Annotated in this window: 13 protein-coding genes; 11 read left to right on the forward strand and 2 right to left on the reverse strand. The window is 41.7% G+C overall.

What is annotated here, in order from left to right; genetic code table 11:
• Positions 1-401: 401 nt before the first annotated feature.
• Together J8M00_RS02390 and J8M00_RS02395 are read right to left on the reverse strand one after the other, a co-directional pair.
• Entirely contained in the window at positions 402-1352 is a 951-nt protein-coding gene (locus tag J8M00_RS02390) for a carbohydrate kinase family protein (RefSeq protein ID WP_211008767.1), read from the reverse strand.
• A complete protein-coding gene (locus J8M00_RS02395; RefSeq protein WP_211008768.1) occupies positions 1349-2542 on the reverse strand; it encodes an AGE family epimerase/isomerase in 1194 nt (397 codons plus the stop codon). Before J8M00_RS02395 ends, J8M00_RS02390 begins: the two co-directional genes overlap by 4 nt.
• A 241-nt stretch (positions 2543-2783) precedes the next feature.
• Here J8M00_RS02395 and J8M00_RS02400 point away from each other — a divergent pair, with 241 nt between their 5' ends.
• The 11 genes from J8M00_RS02400 (at position 2784) to J8M00_RS02450 (ending at position 16409) form a co-directional block, all read left to right on the forward strand.
• Positions 2784-4055, forward strand: a complete 1272-nt coding sequence (locus tag J8M00_RS02400) for a sugar MFS transporter (protein WP_417714822.1) — start codon at positions 2784-2786, stop codon at positions 4053-4055.
• A gap of 186 nt (positions 4056-4241) precedes the next feature.
• Positions 4242-6569, forward strand: coding sequence for a GH92 family glycosyl hydrolase (locus tag J8M00_RS02405; RefSeq protein WP_247687206.1), 2328 nt, complete (start codon positions 4242-4244; stop codon positions 6567-6569).
• A gap of 2 nt (positions 6570-6571) precedes the next feature.
• A complete protein-coding gene (locus J8M00_RS02410; RefSeq protein WP_211008770.1) occupies positions 6572-7333 on the forward strand; it encodes a basic secretory protein-like protein in 762 nt (253 codons plus the stop codon).
• 176 nt (positions 7334-7509) lie between these two features.
• Positions 7510-9399: a methyl-accepting chemotaxis protein gene (locus J8M00_RS02415; protein WP_211008771.1), complete on the forward strand. Its 1890-nt coding sequence runs from the start codon at positions 7510-7512 to the stop codon at positions 9397-9399.
• Positions 9400-9586: 187 nt separating this feature from the next.
• Positions 9587-10339, forward strand: coding sequence for a DUF3450 domain-containing protein (locus J8M00_RS02420; protein ID WP_211008772.1), 753 nt, complete (start codon positions 9587-9589; stop codon positions 10337-10339).
• A 61-nt stretch (positions 10340-10400) separates the two neighbouring features.
• The gene (locus J8M00_RS02425; RefSeq protein WP_432652258.1) at positions 10401-11720 is read left to right on the forward strand and encodes a MotA/TolQ/ExbB proton channel family protein; all 1320 of its coding nucleotides are present in this window, start codon (positions 10401-10403) and stop codon (positions 11718-11720) included.
• A gap of 2 nt (positions 11721-11722) precedes the next feature.
• The gene (locus J8M00_RS02430) at positions 11723-12250 is read left to right on the forward strand and encodes a MotA/TolQ/ExbB proton channel family protein (protein ID WP_211008774.1); all 528 of its coding nucleotides are present in this window, start codon (positions 11723-11725) and stop codon (positions 12248-12250) included.
• Positions 12251-12268: 18 nt separating this feature from the next.
• A complete protein-coding gene (locus J8M00_RS02435) occupies positions 12269-12679 on the forward strand; it encodes an ExbD/TolR family protein (protein ID WP_023399110.1) in 411 nt (136 codons plus the stop codon).
• Between the two features lie 9 nt (positions 12680-12688).
• Entirely contained in the window at positions 12689-13294 is a 606-nt protein-coding gene (locus J8M00_RS02440; protein ID WP_211008775.1) for an energy transducer TonB, read from the forward strand.
• Positions 13295-13314: 20 nt separating this feature from the next.
• A complete protein-coding gene (locus J8M00_RS02445; protein ID WP_211008776.1) occupies positions 13315-14619 on the forward strand; it encodes a tetratricopeptide repeat protein in 1305 nt (434 codons plus the stop codon).
• A 176-nt stretch (positions 14620-14795) separates the two neighbouring features.
• A complete protein-coding gene (locus J8M00_RS02450; protein ID WP_211008777.1) occupies positions 14796-16409 on the forward strand; it encodes a hypothetical protein in 1614 nt (537 codons plus the stop codon).
• The last annotated feature ends 63 nt before the right edge of the window (positions 16410-16472 follow it).

A 16472-nucleotide genomic window follows, 5' to 3' on the forward strand; every position in this document is an offset into this window, starting at 1 on the left:
GGTATTCAAATCTTGTTGTAATTATGGCTTTCTGTCTCTATTCTGACATTGACTGAAATAGCTTGTCTTATTCAATGTTAAACCGCTACGGGAGTATTATGGAACGAGTGTCAGATGAAACTTGGTACGCTGTATTGTTGTTCTTTGCTTTAATAATAGTACCGTTTTTAATAGGGCTCGCAATCTTTAAAATGTATCGAAAAGTGTTTCCTTACAAGCCATCTGAGTTTCAGTCTATTGTTGAGGAACTCAACGCTAAACGGGTCGGGTTTTTCAAACCGTTTTTGGTGGGGTGGGTAATTTGCAGCCCAGTGGTATTTTGGTTTTATAGTGAATATCTAGCACATCTTTAAATTTAAATAGGCTCTTCCATGAGCCTGTCTCACACTTAGGAAAATGTTCTAGCCTATATCGTGTTTTGTTGGCAATGAAGCAAACGCGCCATATCTAGTCACCGCATATGCGCCACATTTTGCCGAGAAGTTAACTAAATCTAAAACTTGTGCTTCGTTATTGACGATTTCATTGAATGCTATTGACTCGAGCTTTCTGGTCAACTCCGCAAGTAGGCCGCCGACAAAAGCATCTCCACCAGCTGTTGTATCAACGGCGTTGACCTTTGGTGGAGAGATGTAACCTGAAAATTGATTGCTAAAATAGCGGATATCATTCGCCCCATCTGTAATGAGCAACAGCTTTACACGACTATTGAGAATTGCTTCTATCGTTGTTTGCTCATCTTGTGAAGGGTGCGCATGGGTATTCAAAAACTCCAATTCTTCTTTAGAAAGCTTAACAATATCTGCCTGAGTCATGATATGCCAAATTCTATCCAAGCAATGATTCATGGATGGCCATAAATTTTCTCGCAAATTCATGTCAAAGCTTTTGATCAAACCGTGGTTTTTAGCTTGTTCCATTGCAGTGACTGTACTTAAATAAATATTCTTTTCGGTCAAACTATTTGAGCAAACATGCAGAATCTTTCCCTGCTCGAACATCTCAGACTCAAAGTGCTCTGCACGAAACAATAAGTCAGCGGCTGGTGGTCTGTAAAAGCTAAAGCTTCGCTCTCCGCCAGCATCCAATGATACGAACGCAAGGGCCGTTTTCGCTTCTTTCGTAAATTTAACGTACTGCGTGTTTACTTGTTGGTGAGATAACTCTTCTTTGAGAAAATGGCCGAACATGTCATCTCCTAACATGCCACAAAATGCGCTGTCCACACCTTGCTTTGCCACCGCGACAGAAACGTTAGCGGGGGCGCCGCCTGCGTATTTTGTAAATGACTCTGGCGTGCCGCCATCGGATAAGAAATCAATTAATGCTTCGCCAAAACAAACTACACTCATTGGCTTTTCTCGCTTATATTGTAGGCCCTAAGTACTTCGTAACATGCGCCCATTGTATGGTAATCAGTTTTACCTGCGGGGCTTTTTTCATCACTATATGAGCGATTGTCTTGTGTTAGTATTCGATACCACGCACCATATTTATGATCAATCATATGTTGCCAGCTGTATTGCCAAATTTTGTCGTACCACTGCCAATACTTCTCGTCATTGGTTTCAATAGCGAGAAGTGCGGCCGCCGCAAAGCTTTCTGCTTGAACCCAAAAGTACTTGTCGCCATCACAGATAGTTTTATCCGGTGCGAATCCGTAGCAAATACCGCCATGTTCTTCATCCCACGCGTTATCTAGTGCTTGGTCGAATAAAAACTTGGCTTTTTCTACCATCCAAGATTCTGGTTTGTGTCTGTTGAGAATTAATAACAGTTTGGTCCATTCAGTTTGGTGACCTGGCTGAAAACCCCAGGGTCTGAACAAATGTTTCGGGTTGTCTTTATTATAATCCCAATCAATTTCCCAATCTGTGTTGTAGTGCTCCCAAATCAGTCCGTCTGCCAGTTTAGCCTGACGAACCGTCATATTGTGGGCAAGGGTATAGGCTCTTTCCAAAAACTTACTGTCATTGGTGGCTTCAAAGCACATCAGCAGCGCTTCACACATGTGCATATTGGCATTTTGGCCACGATATTGATCTGCATATTCAAAGCTTGCATCAAACTCATCTAAATACAGCTCGAACTGAGTATCGTAATATTTGTCTTCTAGCAGTGACCATACACGCTCTATAGTGTCACTTGCTGAGTTTATGCCGGCTTTGTGCGCAATGGCGTTAGCTAAAAGTACAAAAGCAAGGCCATAGCAGTGGTTGGTAAGGTCAGTGGCTACACCGTTTTCAATTAGCCAAGCATAACCGCCATTTTCTTGTTTATGTACGTTTTCAAGGTAATCAAGCCCATGACGTGCTAGATCTAAATATTCGGTTTTATCTGTATGGATATACGCCATTGCATAATTGAAAACAAATCGTGTACTTGAAACTAGGTGTCGGGTTGTGGCGTCATACACCTCACCGCTATCTTTAAAAAATTGATAAAACCCGCCTTGGCTGTCTACGCATCTTGGGTGATAAAAATCCATCGTTCTATCAATATGTTGCTGTAAAAAATCTCTACTCTTAAAATCTAGCGACATAAATTCGTGCTCCACTCTCTAATCGCGTAGCGGTAAATGCTTAACAAGCTTAGCGTGTTTTTGAATCAAAACGTTTTTCTTTTAGCTTTGTTAATTCAGGGAAGTGCATCAACCGTTGTTTTTCATTTATTCGTTTACTCTAGCATCTTAAAAAAAATAATGGAACGATCCAATAAAACATTTGTGATTTTCTTGTAACAATGTGTAGAATCATTACATCCTTTAACATGGAGTAATCCGAGTGAGTGAAATCAACATGAATCAAAGCATTGCTGCTGGCACCCATAACAACGAAAAAAACTTTTTTTTTCCGTTAGCAGCAATGACAACCCTGTTTTTCTTATGGGGTTTTATAACTGTATTTAACGATGTATTAATTCCGAGATTAAAAAGTGTCTTTGACTTAAACTACACCGAAGCAATGTTAATTCAATTTTGTTTCTTCATTGCCTATTTTGTCGTTTCCCTTCCAGCTGGCTCTTTAGTAAAACGATTTGGATATCAAAAAGGTATAATCATTGGTTTGATTGTCGCCGCGTGTGGCTGCCTATTGTTTTACCCCGCAGTGATTGTACACCAGTACTGGATCTTCTTGACTGCACTGTTTGTAATGGCGTCAGGTATTGTGATCTTACAGGTATCTGCCAACCCGTATGTTGCAGCGCTGGGCACCTCTAAAACAGCCTCAAGCCGCTTAAACTTAGCCCAAGCACTTAATTCACTCGGCACAACACTCGGCCCAATCGCAGGCGGTATGCTGCTCTTTGGCGCTGGTGGTGCAATGGCTGTAGAAGCTGCAAGTGCAGATTCGGTAAAAGTACCATATCTCGTTATTGCAGGGGTTTTGGTTGCTATTGCCGTGGTATTCGCATTTTTAAAGCTACCTACAATTGAGGCACATGTTGAAACTGTAGACTGCAAAGTTAAAGACAAAAATCTTAAAGAAGCCCCGCATTTGATGATGGGGGTTGTCGCAATCTTTTGTTATGTAGGCGCAGAAGTGTCTATTGGCAGTTTTATTGTAAATTACTTTGCAGAAGCGCATATCGGTGGCTTGGATGCGCCTACAGCAGCCAAGCTACTAGGCTACTATTGGGGTGGTGCCATGGTAGGCCGATTTATCGGTTCGCAAGCACTAAAATATGTAGCGCCATCTAAGGCACTGATCTTTAATTCTGTATTTGTGATGTTGTTGCTGGTTGTAACAATGTCAACAGAAGGGAATGTCGCAATGGTTGCTGTTTTGGCAATTGGTTTATTCAATTCCATTATGTTCCCAACTATCTTTACAATCGCGATTGAGGGCCTAGGCTCGTTGACCAGTAAGGGTTCTGGCTGGTTGTGTTTGGCTATCGTTGGCGGTGCAATTATTCCGTTGTTACAAGGTGTTGTGGCGGATAGCATGCATATTCAAATTAGTTTTATTGTACCACTGGTGTGCTATGTGTTTATTGCATGGTACGGACTTAACGTCGTTAAGTTATCTAAACAATGGCATGATAAAGTAGCCTAGCGCTCAAGCACCCCCTGCAATTAGGCAAGTGTTCACTTGCCTTTTTCATCTTAAATTTATAAATTTCTATCTCATAACTATTGAATACGTATTCATAGACGTTGTATATTAAACTCAGTTGGAACGATCCAATCATAATTTAGAATAAAGGAGAGGCACATGCATCGCTCTATTTGGGCAGCAGCTATGCTGTCACTTACCACTGCATCGTCGGTAAGTGTCGCTAGCGGGTCAAACACGCAGTGGGTTGATACATTTATTGGTACCGGGGGAGATGGTCATACTTTCCCTGGCGCAGTGGTTCCATTTGGTATGGTGCAATTAAGCCCTGATACCGATAACCCGATGCGCGGCGTTTCACCACAACCAGAAATATACAAACGTTGTGCAGGTTATCATTATGACGATCACACCATTGTGGGATTCTCCCATACACATTTCTCAGGTACTGGACACTCTGACCTAGGTGATCTTTTAGTCATGCCTATAACAGGTGATGTCAAACTAGATGCGGGTACAGCAGAAAAACCTGACACAGGTTATCGCTCTCGCTTTTCTCACGACAAAGAGTGGTCAGAGCCAGGTTATTATGGTGTCGAACTACAAGACTACAATGTGACGGCTGAACTCACCGCAACAGCACGTGTGGGCATGCACAAATACACCTTTAACAGTCATGATAGTGGTCATGTTCTGTTTGATTTAACTAGCTCTATTTATAACTTTGAAAATAAAGTGATTTGGAGTGATATTCGCAAGGTTGATGACAGAACCCTAGTTGCGTATCGCGCCACAAACGGTTGGGCTAGAAATAGACAAATGTATTTTGCGATTCAGTTCTCTCAACCAATTGAGGACTATCAATTTATCAATCAAGACAACATGCGTTACAGATGCATGAACTGCCTAAATACAAAGCAAAAACATTCAACAATTGAAAATAAAGCGGTAAAAATGACCGCAGGTAAAGCGGTTAAATTTGTTGCATCATTCGATGGCTTAAAAGACAAACCTCTTTACGTAAAAGTTGGTCTTTCAGCTGTTAGCCGTTCAAACGCCCTTGAAAACTTAAATGCAGAGATCCCACATTGGGACTTTGACAAAGTGCGTGCAGACTCAAAACAACTTTGGGCAAATTATTTAGACAAGGTTGACGTAGAAGGTACGGTTTCTGAAAAACGTCAATTCTACACCGCACTTTATCACGCACTTCAAGCACCGAGCATCTATCAAGATGTTAACGGTCAATATCGTGGCGTTGATGGTGAAATTCATGAAGGTAAAGGGTTTGAACACTACACTCTATTCTCTTTATGGGACACGTACAGAGCACTGCACCCGCTATTAACATATATTGACCCAGACCGTGTATCGGGCATGATCCAGTCCATGTTGGTTCACTACCAGCAAAGCTATGAAAAAATGCTGCCAATTTGGTCTTTCCATGCTCATGAAACTTGGACAATGATTGGCTACCACGCGGTATCGGTTATCGCGGACGCTTACCTAAAAGGCATTAGAGATTACGACATTGACCTAGCAGTTGAAGCGATTACCAATACGGCGAACAACAAAGTATACGATGCGATACCTGAGTACAAAAAGTATGGTTATGTACCTATGGATGTGCTGCCAGAATCTGTGTCGATCACTTTAGAATATGCCTACGACGACTATGCGATTGCACGCATGTTTGAAGCCATGGGTAAAACTGAACTGGCTAAAGATTACTATGCACGTGCAATGAGCTATCGAAATGTATTTGACCCACAAACCAAGTTTATGCGTGGTCGTGATACGAAAGGTAACTGGAATCCAGAGTTCAATGCGTATGAAGCAAAGTACATGGGTGCATTCACAGAAGGTAACTCAATGCAATACAGCTTCTATGTGCCACATGATGTCGCAGGTCTGATTGACTTAATGGGTGGTGACGATGCCTTTGAGCAGCGCCTCGATGATCTATTTGATACACACTTGTCCGCTGACATGATTAAAGAGCATGAAGATATTGCAGGTCTTATCGGCAACTATGCACATGGTAATGAACCAAGCCACCATATTGCATATCTATACAACTATGCAGGTAAGCCTTGGCGTACACAAGAACGTATTCGTCAGATCATGGATACATTGAGCTCTGATAAACCAGATGGCTTGGCTGGTAACGATGACGTAGGTCAGATGTCAGCATGGTATATTTTCTCTGCAATGGGCTTTTACCCTGTCGCGCCGGGTGATTTAGCTTATGCAATTGGTGCGCCTCAAACGCCAAAAGTAACACTTAAACTTGCCAACGGTAAAACGTTTACAACCACGGCAAAAGGTTTGAGCAAAACACACAAATATATTCAGTCTGTTAGTTTAAATGGTAAGCCGCTAACACGTAACTATCTGACTCATGACGATATCATGGCTGGTGGTGAATTAAAGTATGTTATGAGCGACAAGCCTAATAAGGCGTGGGGTAGCGATATTACCGCGCGTCCGCCTTCAATGTCGGAGTATCACTAAGTATGACAATTAAGACTGCAATCACTACGCTTGCAGTGGCTGTGGGCCTATTGGCTCACAGCGCATCAGCGTTAGAGAATATCAATACAGACATCAAACCGATTCAATTTGATGCAGACATTGCCTGGCAAAACTTTTCGTTACCCAACGTTCAAATACGTAACTTTAGCAAAGAAGCAGTGCCTGTATGGCAGCATGTTAACGTTAAGCTGATCAAGCAAATTTCATACAACGTCGCGCGTATTTTATATAGCCAGAAGCATCGAGCGCCTCAGCTGCCTCTACTGGAGATCATCGTTGAAGATATGAAAGGAGTTGCCTACAAAGAAGGTGACTTTAACGGCGCAAAAATACATATCAGTGCGCAGTATTTCAATAAATTTGCTGAAAACCATAGTGAGCAAGCGCTTTATGATGAGCTCATTGGCGTGCTTTACCATGAAATTGCACATGCCTATCAATTGGACGATCACAATTATAAAGAGATTGGACCTATCATTGAAGGCATTGCGGATGTGGTGAGAATGAAAGGTGGGTATGTCGATTTTGCACATAGAAAGACCGGAGGCAATTATGACTCAGGTTATAAAACAACCGCATTTTTCTTGCACTGGTTAGAAGAGAATCATCACCCTAACTTGTTGGTAGAACTAAACGCCCAATTAGATCCCTCTGATAATAAAAAGTGGACTTGGCAAACCTTCTCCTCTGAGCTGGAAATCAGCTTGGATACGGCTTGGTCTGATTATCAAAGTAAACTCTAATATTAGTTCTTTTTTACTAGCTAAAAGGCGGGCCATACCTGCCTTTTTTTGTGCCAATTAAAAATAATTCAATAAATTTATAATAGAAAGATAAAAACTGCCGATAACATAAGACAAAGCTTTAAAGATTTGATACAACCTACTTAGAAGTAGATAAGAATTAAAACAGGATCTGCATGTTTAGCGCCTTTAAATTTACCACCAAAATTACCCTTGCGGCTTCGGTCGTGCTCGTTATCGTTTTAAGTCTATTTACAGTGAATAACTTTGTCTTGATGCGTTCACAGACTCAAGATCAGTTGACACTTGTATTACAAGAGATATCCCAGTCCGTATCGCAAAATATTGCTAATTGGCTAAATGATAGATTAGACATCGTGCAGTCGGTTGCACAAGGTCACCTTAAGTCAGACAGTAATGAAGAGGTACGTAGAAGGCTGCAAACAGCAGCTAAAGCTGGCCACTTCAAAAATACCTTTATTGGTACACCAGACGGCCAATTTGTATTAAATGACGCCTCTATTGTATTACCGAGCGACTTTGATGCGACAACGCGTCCTTGGTATCAATTGGCAATGCGGAAAAGAGATACCGCTTTTACCACACCATATACAGATGCAACTACCAATGAGCTGACGATTACTGCGGTTGTACCAGTTTATAGCAACGGAGTTTTGTCTGGAGCAACAGGTGGTGACATAGATATGGCCACTATTACTCAGATCATTAATGAGATTGATTTCTTAGGTTTTGGTTACGGTTTCTTACTCGATGGAGAAGGGCGCATTTTAAGTCACCCAAATACGCAAATGAACGACAAAAATATGCGTGACTTATTCGGCCAGCAGCTGAACTTGCAAGAAGACTTTGTCGAAATAGAAATCGACGGAACAGAAAAACTCGTATCGTTTGTCAAAATGCACGGTATCAAAAATGTTGAGTGGTACCTTGGCGTTGTTATCGACAAAGAAATTGCTTATTCCTCGATTTCATCATTCAGAAATATGGCTCTGATCTACATGTTATTGGGTGTAGTCGTAATTGTCGTTATGATGCAAGTGCTGTTGAAATATCTAATGAGACCAATGACCCATCTCAATGAGGCGATCAAAGATATTGCTCAAGGTGAGGGTGATTTGACTCGGCGCTTAGTTGTGGAAAATAACGATGAATTTGGAGAGCTTTCAAACTACTTCAATTTGTTTGTAGAAAAAATTCATCAAAGTATAGGCAAGGTTAAAAGTACAACAGATGCGTTAGAGAATGTTATGGAAGGTCTGCAAAGACAAACTCAAGATGCATTGGATATCTATACTGAACAAACTAAACGTACCGACAATGTCGCAACAGCAATCAATGAGTTGTCTTCTAGTGCTATTGAAATCTCAAACAATGCCAAGCACGCATCTGAGTTAGCAACTGGCGCAAATACAATGTCTGATGAAAGCCAATCTGCTTTAAACTCTAATATTGAAGAAATCGGTGCGTTGAGTTCAAAAATGCAAGAAGCTCAGTCAACTATTGACGGTCTTGATAGACTGACAGCCAGTATCGGACAAGTATTAGAAGTTATTAAGGGAGTCAGCGAGCAGACAAACCTATTGGCACTCAATGCTGCGATAGAAGCTGCTCGTGCTGGTGAGGCTGGGCGTGGATTTGCAGTCGTTGCCGACGAAGTTAGGCAGCTTGCACAACGTACCCAAGAATCTACACAAGAAATTGAAAACACCATTGCTGAGTTACAACAAGGCTCAGCGTCAGCTGTTGCTGTTATGAAGCTCAGTATTGAAGACTCCAGCGCGAGTGCAGAGCAAGCGCAGTCAGCTGGCACAAAAATGCAAGAGGTGTCTCATGCAATTGAATCGATCGATGGAATGAACCATGCGGTGGCTAATGCGACACAAGAGCAAAATACAGTAATTCAATCATTGGATAGTGATATCCACGGCATAAGTGATTTATGTGTTCAGGGGAGTGCGAGCTTGCAGCAAACCTTAGATGAATGCAAAACACTAAAATTGCAATTTGATGAATTAGAAAACATGATGAATAAATTTAAAGTATAATTATATTAGGGCTGTATAAATACAGCCCTTTTTTAAATGTTGAACTAAATAGCACAAACCCACCTTTAAAATAATATTACAGCTGTAACATTAACGTATTATTTGCGCAACACGGCTGTCATTTTTCATATTTAAACTGCACACACTTCAAAATTGGAACAAGCAAATATTATAAAAGGTGTGTGAGATGAAGTGCGTTAACCAATTGCTTTTAGCGGGCGCGTTTGCAGTAGCAAGCAGTACGCAGGCAAACGATCTCAATCAAGTAATAGACTCTAGCTCTGCAATCAATAATTCAGCGCTAACTTCTCAAAATAAAATCGACGCGATTTCAGATAGTATGCAGTCTCGTCTGCAGCAATTTAGAACGTTGAATAAGGAAATCGAAGGTCTTGTTGTTTATAACAGCCAATTAGAAAAGCAAGTTAATAACCAACTTGAAGAAATGGCAGCTATCAACGCTTCAATGGACCAAGTATCGGTAATAGAACGTCAGATCACTCCACTAATGCTGCGCATGATCACTGGCCTTGAGCAATTTGTTGCTTTAGATGTGCCATTTTTACCTGAAGAGCGAGCAAACCGAATCGCCTCTCTTAGAGCCCTGATGGACAGAGCCGATATCACATCCAGTGAAAAATTCAGACGTGTACTTGAAGCCTATCAAGTCGAAGTAGAGTACGGACGTACAATCGAAGCATACTCAACACTACTCACTATTGATGGACAAGAGCGTGAAGTCGATATGTTGCGTATCGGACGCCTTGAGCTGTTATACGTCACTAAAGACTCTGCAAAAGCAGGTAGTTGGAACCGAGAGTCAAAGCAATTCGAAGCTTTGCCTAATACCAACATCAGCCAAATCAATAAAGGGGTTCGCATTGCGCGCAAACAACTAGCCCCAGATATGTTAACTCTGCCAATTCAAGCTGCTCAATAAAGAGGTATAACTAATGAGCTTTTTAAAATCATTTAGTCGCAAAGCATTACTTGTATCCTCAATGGCCTTAAGTGCATCAGCTCTGGCAAATGAAGCAATGGATCTAGATTCTTTGTTGAAAACGCTAGAATCTGGTCAGGCTGCGCAAACACAACAAAACCAGCAACGTGAAGCTGAGTTTAAAGCGCGCGAAAATCAGCAAGTACAAATGCTAAATGACTTAAAGTCAGACCGAAACAATCAGCTTAACCGTTCTGAGCGCATGGAAACACAGTTTGAAGAAAACGAAATCAAACTGGGTAACTTAAGCGACACGTTATCCAAGCGTATGGGTTCTTTAAAAGAGCTGTTTGGTGTGCTTCAGCAAGCTTCTGGTGATGCGAGTTCAAAGTTCAGGACCTCTGTTGTGTCTGCTCAAATTCCAAATCGTAGCGACGTGATGGATGAAATGGCCAAGAAAATGGGCTCAACATCTAAGCTTGCATCTATCGAAGATATTGAAAAAGTTTGGTTTGAACTACAACGTGAAATGACCGAGCAAGGCAAAGTGACTCGCTATAACACGGATGTCATTGTAGCTGGTGGTGAGAAGATCAACAAAGAAGTTGTACGTGTTGGTGCATTTAACCTAATTGCCGACGGACAATACCTAAATTACAACCCTGAAACCAATACTATTTCGGAGTTGACACGTCAACCTGTATCTCGTTTCCAACAAAGTGCGGGTGACTTGCAGGCTGCAAACTCGGGCATTGTTGACTTTGCATTAGACCCAACTGGTGGTTCTATCTTGGGTTTATTAGTACAGGCACCTAATCGTAAAGAACAGGTAGAGCAAGGTGGTGTAGTTGGGTATGTCATTTTAGCAGTTGGTGCTTTAGCACTCCTTATTGCACTAGAGCGTTTTGTTTCACTGATGCTGATTGGTGCCAAAATCAAACGCCAGCTTAAATCAGATGTTGCTAAAGACGACAACCCGCTGGGTCGCGTTATGAAAGTCAAAGACCAATACCCTGATGTTGCTTACGACACGCTTGAGCTTAAATTGAGTGAAGCAATTTTGCGTGAAATGCCAAAAATCACTCGCAACCTAACTTTGATTAAAATCATCTCAGTGGTTGCCCCTCTGCTAGGTCTACTTGGTACGGTAACCGGTATGATCAACACATTCCAAGCAATTACACTGTTTGGTACTGGTGACCCGAAACTAATGGCTGGTGGTATCTCAACTGCGCTTGTAACTACGGTATTGGGCCTAGTGGTCGCTATCCCAACAGTGTTCTTATACACGCTATTGAACACGCGTTCACGCAACCTTCTGCTTATTCTTCAAGAGCAAAGTGCGGGCATTATCGCTGAGCGCAGTGAGAAAGGAGCGTAATCATGGTGCTACTAGTAGATGCTATCACTGCACTACAAGAGTTCCTTGATACTGGTGGCCAGGTTCTCCTGGTCATCGCAGTAGTCACCTTTGCTATGTGGTTACTTATCCTGGAACGCTTTATGTACTTTTTTGGAAAGTATAGAGGATACAAAAAGCAGACAGTAGAAACCTGGCAAAACAGAAATGAGCGCAACAGCTGGAATGCTGAACAAATCCGTCAAGCCATGATCTCTAAAGCAGGTATTGAACTTAACTGCAACCTGCCTTTTATCAACGTGATGGTTGCGCTGTGTCCTTTATTAGGGCTATTGGGTACGGTAACGGGCATGATTGAAGTATTTAACGTAATGGCTATTACAGGCTCAGGCAGCGCACGTTCAATGGCAGCAGGTGTGTCAAAAGCCACTATCCCAACAATGGCAGGTATGGTTGCAGCATTATCTGGTGTTTTTGCATCGACTTACTTGCAACGAAAAGCGAAACGAGAAGTTGAGCTTTTAGAAGATAAATTGCTGTTAGATCATTAAAGAATTTGAGGTAAAAAAATGAGAGCTCCTCTAGCAAAAGTTTTCCAAGAAGAAGAAACCGAAGAAATTAACATGACGCCTATGTTGGATGTTGTTTTTATCATGCTTATCTTCTTCATCGTTACAGCGACATTCGTCAAAGAAGCGGGCATTGATGTAAACCGCCCAGAAGCGGCAACGGCTGTAAAAAAACAGCGCGCCAATATTTTGGTAGCCATTTCTGACAAAGGTGAGATTTGGATCAACAAGCGCCAAATTGATATTCGTGCTGTACAAGCAAATATCGAGCGTCTTAAAGCGGAAAACCCGCAAGGTAGCGTTGTAATTCAAGCCGACAAGAAAGCAACGACTGAAATTTTAATTAAGGTCATGGATGCGTCAAGAGCCGCGGGTGCCTTTGATGTTTCTATCGCTGCACAGGAATCCTAAGGGAAAACAATGCGCTATATAATTGCATTATTAATTGCTGGTGTAGTTACGTTCTTCCTATTTTTGGGAATGCAGGCCTTGATCAATGGTGGCCAAGGCACGGCCACAGAGCCTGTTAAAGGCAATGTGCTTGACTTTGTTCGCCTGAAAAAAGAAGAAACAGTCGAGAAGAAAGAGCGTAAGCCACAAAAGCCACCTACACCAAAAGAGCCGCCACCGCCGATGGATGCACCGCAAATGCAAGCAAATAATCTAGATGCGGGCGCCTCAAGCTTTGACTTCTCAGCAAACGTGGACGCCGATGTTGATCTCGCCGGTGGGCTGGCACTGGAATCAAGTGATGGCGAATACTTGCCAATAGTAAAAGTGGCACCAGTATACCCAAGACGCGCGCTTTCAAGAGGTATTGAAGGATATGTATTGGTTGAGTTTGTGGTTACAAAGCAAGGCACAGTGAGAGACCCAAAAGTGCTTAAAGCTGAGCCAGAGAACATTTTCAATCGCGCCGCAATGGATGCTGCACTGAAGTTTAAGTACAAGCCTCGTGTCGTAAACGGCGAAGCTGTAGAAGTGGCTGGTGTACAAAACAAAATCACCTTCCAAATTAACGGTTAGTGAAATTAGGAGTTTGTATTATGAAGTTAATAAAAAACGCATTGGCACTGAGTGCCGCTGCACTGACCATTAATGCTTCTATTAGTCTTGTTTCTTTGGTACCTGAGGTGTCATTTTCGAGTGCATACGCTGCGACAAAGACAAAACGTGTGCCTGCGCTAAGGGAAAAAGTATACAGCCAACTCGCCAGAGCTCAAAAGCTGGCTGATGACGGTAATGTTCAAGAAGGTCTTGAGGTACTTGACTCAATTAAAGAGCGCTCATCGAGTATGAATTCGTACGAAGTGGCCATGATGCATAACTTTTATGGATTTATTTACTACAACGAGAATGAGTTGAGTAAAGCCATCGCATCGTTTGAAAAGGTTGTTGCCGAAGAGGCTATTCCTGAGTCTTTAAAACTGTCCACGACATTTAGTTTGGCACAGCTTGCAATGGCTAATGGCGACTATGAAAAAACAGTGGTGTATTTAGATAACTGGAAAGCGCTAAATACACAACCGATAAAGAGCAACTATTATACATTAAAAGCGCAAGCGCTTTATCAAAACAAGTCATACAAAGATGCAATGGAAAATATCAATGTTGCCATCTCCTTATCTGAGTCAAAAAACGAAGTGCCTAAGGAGAACTGGTTAGTACTTCAAAGGGCTCTATATTACTCGTTAAACCAGCCAGAAAATGTAGTAGCGACATTGGAAAAAATGGTTCAGCTATTTGACAAGCCACAGTATTGGATACAGTTGGGTGGCATGTATGGTGAGGTTGGAGATGAGAAAAAGCAATTGGCTATATTAGAGACTGCAAAACAGCGCGGATTTATTAAAACTAAGTCAGAAGTTTTGCAACTTGCTCAAGTTTATTTGTATAACGGATTGCCTTTTAAAGCAGCTCAAACATTAAAGCAGGGCATAGATAGTAAAGTAATAGATAACTCTGAAAAGAACTTATCTTTTATTGCTGAAGCGTATGTTCAAGCAAAAGATGAAGAAAAATCAATCACTTTCTTTAAGGAAGCTGACAAACTAGCCTCTCATGGCAAATTTCAACAGCGACTTGCAGAAGTATACATTAATATGGAGCATTATAATGAAGCCGCTGATGCAGCAAGAGCTGCATTAGATAAAGGTGGTTTAACATTTGAATCAAATGCTTATGTTGCACTTGGTATGGCGCAATATAACTTGGAAAATTTTGACGCATCTATATTGGCATTTGAACAGGCAGAAAAACACAAGAAATCTGCAAGACTGGCTAAGCAGTGGATTAAATATGTTCAAAACGAAAAGCTTCATAAATTGAGTTTAAAACAAGCTACTCTTTAATTTATTGTTAAATATTCGCAACGCCAAAGCCGCCTTCGGGTGGCTTTTTTATTTTTAATTAATATTTATTATGTCATTTTAAATTATAAAAACTGTCACCCATTTGTAACACGTTAAATCTATTCTGGCTCCATTAAATAAATACCGTTATAACAATTATATCTTTGGAGACCAACATGAACCTTTCTGGTTTATTTAAAGTAAGCTTAATTTCTTCTGCTCTTGTACTTGCTGGTTGCGGCGGCGACATCAATATCACACCTACTAACAATGACAACCATGTAGACAACTCAGTTGAAAATCCGGTCGTTGTTCCAGATACAGGTAATGATGATAACGATAAGCCTGTTGAATTACCTTGTGCGAGCTACGCGATAGATGGCACAACATTCAAAGGTGACCAGGATGGTACACACTGTAAATACAGCCAAGCGTTCGCGAGCAATGCAAAGAACATTACATCTTCTTTCCTATTGGAAGCATTGCCTGACGGTGGTGCTCACATTTTCGAAGGCGCACTATTCATCGGTGATGACGTGCAAACTTCTGAAGGTGAAACGGTTGATCCAAATGGCCCAACACTGACGATTGAAGCTGGTGCGACAATCGCATTTACAAAGGCTGAAAACTTTGTACGTATCGGTCGTGGTTCTAAAATTCACGCTGTGGGTGAGCTAGGTAAGCCAATTACTTTTACGTCGATTAAAGAAATCGATGGTGATGATACAACTGTACCAGCGATGCAGGACTGGGGCGGAATTCAAATCAATGGTATGGCTACAACAGAGAGCTGTTCAAAGACTGCTGCTGATGAAGGCAAATGTGACGCAAAAGCTGAAGGCGTAATTTCTTACTACGGCGGTAACAATGATGCTGACAACAGTGGTTCTTTAGAGCACGTTGTTGTTAAGTTTGCTGGTAATGGTGTTGAAGGCGATGAGCTAAACTCTATTACGCTAAACGCTGTAGGTTCAGGCACTAAGATTGAATACATCCACATTCATCAAGGCTACGATGATGGCATCGAGCTATTCGGTGGACAAGTTAATTTAAAGCACATTGTTGTCACTGAAACAGCGGATGACGGTATCGACTGGGATACAGGTTGGAAAGGTAATGGCCAATTCATCCTTGTTCAAACTCTGACTCAGGGTAACCACGGTTTCGAAACAGACGGTGGTAAAGATGACCCAACAACTGCTGATAAAGCAACAACTGTATCAAATCCAACAATTGCAAACGCAACAGTTGTAAGCAACGGTATCAAAGGTCCTCGTGGTCACGGTGCTGGTATGGAAATGAAAGAGTGGGGCAAAGCTCAGCTTCATAACATGCTATTTGTGAGCAAGGGTACTGAAGATGGTTCAGGTTGTTTTGACCTAATGAACAAAAATGACTTGTCTGGCGCTGCGGGCATTCATGCTAACGCGAAGAATGGTGAAATCAAGTTCCACAACTCAATTTTTGCTTGTGCGAAGAACTTCGAGTCAACAAAAGTTCCACTTGTAGGTGATTTAGCTGACTTCAACATCGAAACTTGGTTCACGGACGATGGTAACAAGTTAGTCGGCTTTAACTCATTCTCAAATGTACTTGGTGACGACTTAGCAACAACAAAAGGCACAATCCTAGACAAAGATGGTAATGCTATCGAAGCTGTTGAAACTTCTAAACTAAGCGACGAAAACTCATTCTTTACTGACGTAACTTACGTAGGTGCGTTAGGCGAAGATGAAACGGACACTAACTGGGCTAAATTCGTAGCTGAGTCAATCGCTCGTACAAAATAATCTAAGCCATATAAGAACAAATTGAAGGGCGCTTTAATGCGCCCTTTGTGAATCAATATTTTG

It is taken from the genome of Pseudoalteromonas luteoviolacea (genome assembly GCF_018100925.1).
In the GTDB taxonomy this organism is placed as follows: domain Bacteria; phylum Pseudomonadota; class Gammaproteobacteria; order Enterobacterales; family Alteromonadaceae; genus Pseudoalteromonas; species Pseudoalteromonas obscura.